The following is a 3,950-nucleotide window of genomic DNA, read 5'->3' as shown; positions in this document are numbered from 1 at the left end:
CGCCAGCGGCCGGAATAATTTCATACAATGTAACCGTAGGGCCAACAGTTGCAGAAATTTTCTGTATGTGAATGTCGTAATTTTAGGGTGTTGATGATCTGGTTTTTATTATTTTCCAGTTCGTTGGCATCCTGCACAATTTTTTCGCTGCCATGGTTTTCTAAAAGATCCAGCGTAGGAAATTTATAATCCCGTAAATCTAAAATAGGATCGTAAGGCTTTGCGTTGGGGAGTTTACTGTTTATAATTATCTGTTCCTCTTCTTCATCAATTTTTTCGGGCACTGTTTTTATTTCCAGTTCAAGGGGAGTAATATTTTTATCTTTTACTTTAGACGTGGTTATTAAAGGTTTTACGTCTTCGTCATCTTGCAATAATTCTTTTGTATCGGTAATGTTTGGTATTTGATTTTCTTTTTCTACCAGAGTAATGTCATGATTAAGCATGGTATTTTCCAGCGGTGCAATTACCAGTACATTGCCTTCGCCTTTAAGAGAATTTATTTTTATGGTATCAACTTCTTCATCAGTATCATCATCAGTTTCGTCAATTTCATTCGTATCTGCTACTGTATTGCTGATTGGTGGAGTAATAAAATCTTGTTTAGAAGGTAATTTAAATACCGGGTTAAACCGCCAGATAACATAAGATAAAACCGCTACCACCAATACCCCAATAGTACCAATTTGACCAATGGTTTTATACATCCAGTCTTTACTCATATCGCCAACGGCACCACCCCACGGAAAAGCCTGGCCACTAAATACCACTGCGGCAGCCACACTTATTACCGGAAGCCCTGCAATTAAATATTTTATATTTTTAGAAACAGAAAAAACTTTTTTGCCAAAAAATAAGTTTACCCCAATTACAAAAAACAAAGTACAAATAAGATAGCTGGCAATACCAAAACCTTTACGTACAAAAATTTCTGAAATAAATGCACCAAAAGTGCCTAAAAGATTTTGCACTTTTATATCGTTTGCCAGCAGCATGCGGTAGCTAAACTTATCCTGGTCTTCGGCCCAGGTAAATAAATAGGATGTAAAAGCTATAAATAATAAAATTGCAATAAGCAATAAAATGCTGCCTGCAATTTTATGCGTACGTTCATCTTTAAGCAATTGTTTTACCTGTACTGCTTCTTCTTTTTCCTGTTTTAACTGATCAGGATTAGCCGCCTTTGACTTAACCGGTTTTGTTTTACTTGCCATTGGCAACAAAGATAAAGAAAAGCAATACTGCAAACACAGTTACAATGCCTGTAATGGTTATTTGATGTGAATTATTTATTGTAAGTTTGATTTAAACTATTTCCACTGCCAAAACCTGTCATTATACTTTTTTTTATTTTTTTGTATACCACAGGGTACACACAAACCCTGCCAGACAGTACTTATACAGATATTGGCACCATGAGAGATTCGGGTGTAATTACAAAAAAAGCTTTGATTTTTATTGATACAGAAAATGTATCCAACCTTAACAATATTACGCAACAGATATTTTCTCCATTATCAAAATTTAAATACAGAGAACAAATTCCACCTCGTCTAATAACCAAGCCGGCTTATTTGCAGTTTGGCCTTTTTAACAGCAGCAACAGTGCCGATACTGTTTATTTTTTTCCGGGGATTTTGTTTGAAAAAATTAATATCTATAAAAAAACTGCCAGTGGTTTAACATATGTCAGCAACGGCCACAGTACAGGCTACGCAGAAATTTACCTGGCACCAAATGAAAAAGCGGATATTATTGTAAACTTAGAATTTTGCAGGCAAAATTATAACTACCTGAAGCCACAAATAATTAAGAAAAATTATATTGAGACATTTAAAAAAATAACCCGGCTTAAAAGCGATGATTTAAAAACCATGGGCTTTGTATTGAGCGGTATGTTGCTGATGCTGATACTTTTTACATTGGTTAATTATGCATTAACCCGTAAAAAGGAATTTTTTTATTACATAGCTTATGCATTACCCACATTTTTTTTAGTATTCTTTTATGCCAGCACCAGAAACTACTCAGGAAGTTTTACCTGCTTTTTTAATGGCTATTTCGATCTTTTTTTATTGATAACGGGCAATGTTTTTTACCTGGTATTTTCCCGTCACTTTTTAAATACAAAAATTAAACATAAAAGACTTGATAAAATTTTTAAGGCTGCAGAATGGTTTTTGCTTGGCTTGTTGCTCGTTTTTACATTAATACATTACTTAACCGAATGGTATTTGATAGAAAGTTTTTTTGAAAATGCTATGAAATTTATTGTTTTAGGAATTGGCATTTTATTTATTATTGCTGCTTTTAAACAAAAGGAAAGATTAATGATCTACCTGGCTATTGGCTCTGCTTTTGCAATTATTTTTTCAGGAATTTCGTTAACACTTATACTATTAAAAGTTACGCCTACGGGGTTATTTACGGCTGCTCTTTTTTACCACGAAATAGGTTTGCTGTTTGCGATGGGATTTTTTCTTTTGGGCTTAACCTACAAAAACCGAAGTGAACTAATTGGTCGTATTAAAGAGCAGGAGGCATTAAAATTAGATGTAGAGAAAAAAGATTTTGAAAACCAGATCGCCATAATAAAAGCACAGCAGGAAGAACGCAACAGGATAAGTGCCGATATGCACGACGATCTTGGGGCAGGTATGACCACTATTCGTCTGTACAGCGAATTGGCAAAAAATAAAATTGGCGACAGATCCATTCCAGAGATTGAAAAAATATCCTCTTCTGCCAATGAATTGCTGAATAAAATGAATGCTATTATCTGGAGTATGAGCAGCAGCAACGATTCGCTGGGTAATATGGTTGCGTATATAAGAAGTTATTCGCTGGAGTATTTTGAAAACAGCGGGGTTAATTGCACCATCAGCATTCCAGATGATCTGCCCAATATTGTTGTGAGTGGCGAAATAAGAAGAAATGTTTTTTTAGTAGTAAAGGAAGCATTGAATAATGTGCTGAAGCATTCAAAGGCGACTGAAGTTAACATCACACTGCAGCGTGTGCCCGACGGTCTCAAACTTTTTATAAAGGATAATGGCGTTGGTATTGATTTTGAAAAATTACGCCAGTTTGGTAATGGTTTAAAAAATATGAAGAAGAGAATGGACGATACTGGTATCATTTTCACTATTGAAAATAATAACGGCACTTTAGTTACGCTGCACCGGATAATTACCGACGCTAATTTTTCTTCGTAATAACTGCGGCCAATAAAATCCAACCGGTTATAAAACACAACCCGCCAAATGGGGTAATAGCGCCAACCCATTTTAAAGATTGTACACCGCATAAAATATACAATGAACCGGAAAATAAAATAATACCGGCAATAAAAAGATTACCTGCCCATTTTAATAATTTGTTTGAAAATTCTTTATACAAAATACCGGTTACCAGCAATGCAAACGCATGATAAAATTGGTACCGTACTGCAGTTTCAAATGTTTGTAAACCTTCTGCAGATAATTTTGTTTTTAAAAAATGTGCGCCAAATGCACCGCAAATAACAGCCACTGCTGCAAACAAAGCACCTGCTGTTAAAAAACTTTTATTCATTGTATTAAATTGATGCTATCTGCTGTAATTGCCGACACCGGCAAAGTTATTTTTGCCTGCAAATAATAAATTTCTCTTTCCTGCAATTTATTTTCAATAAAAGTTAATAACTCCTGCGGAGAAAAATCTTTTATAAGAGGGCGTTTTTGCTGTTCTGTAATTACCCTGTTAAAAATATCCTGAGCCGTTGCGGCAAGATATACCGTTGTTCCATTTGCATTCATCCACTGCATATTATTATTAAAGCATGGTGTGCCGCCACCACAGGCAATTATACAATTTTGTTTTGTTGCAAATGTTTGCAGCATTTCCATTTCCTTCTGCCTAAAATATGCCTCGCCATCTTGGTTAAATATTTCGGCAACCGATTTTTTTTC

4 protein-coding genes are annotated in these 3,950 nt (G+C 35.0%); 1 reads left to right on the top strand and 3 read right to left on the bottom strand.

The features are described from left to right. Nucleotides 1-20 precede the first annotated feature (20 nt). The gene (locus ACY65O_RS20900; protein ID WP_462222801.1) at nucleotides 21-1,214 is read right to left on the bottom strand and encodes a DNA translocase FtsK 4TM domain-containing protein; all 1,194 of its coding nucleotides are present in this window, start codon (nucleotides 1,212-1,214) and stop codon (nucleotides 21-23) included. A gap of 141 nt (nucleotides 1,215-1,355) precedes the next feature. On the opposite strand from ACY65O_RS20900, the gene ACY65O_RS20895 reads away from it, so the two are divergent. Next, complete coding sequence (locus ACY65O_RS20895) at nucleotides 1,356-3,215, top strand: sensor histidine kinase (protein ID WP_462222800.1); 1,860 nt, start codon at nucleotides 1,356-1,358, stop codon at nucleotides 3,213-3,215. Here ACY65O_RS20895 and ACY65O_RS20890 read toward each other — a convergent pair. After that, nucleotides 3,199-3,573 carry a DUF423 domain-containing protein gene (locus ACY65O_RS20890; protein WP_462222799.1) on the bottom strand — a complete coding sequence of 125 codons (375 nt, stop codon included), beginning with the start codon at nucleotides 3,571-3,573 and terminating at the stop codon, nucleotides 3,199-3,201. The genes ACY65O_RS20895 and ACY65O_RS20890 overlap by 17 nt on opposite strands. Then, nucleotides 3,570-3,950: shikimate kinase (locus ACY65O_RS20885; protein ID WP_462222798.1), on the bottom strand; the 381-nt coding region annotated here is incomplete at its 5' end. The genes ACY65O_RS20885 and ACY65O_RS20890, both read right to left, overlap by 4 nt.

This window comes from Ferruginibacter sp. (genome assembly GCF_031430955.1).
GTDB lineage: Bacteria > Bacteroidota > Bacteroidia > Chitinophagales > Chitinophagaceae > Ferruginibacter.
This window is presented reverse-complemented; position numbering and strand designations above follow the sequence as displayed.

Excerpts from the sequence above, each read along its gene's own strand:
- ACY65O_RS20900 (WP_462222801.1), bottom strand. The coding sequence starts at position 1,214 with ATGGCAAGTAAAACAAAACCGGTTAAGTCAAAGGCGGCTAATCCTGAT.
- ACY65O_RS20890 (WP_462222799.1), bottom strand. The coding sequence starts at position 3,573 with ATGAATAAAAGTTTTTTAACAGCAGGTGCTTTGTTTGCAGCAGTGGCT.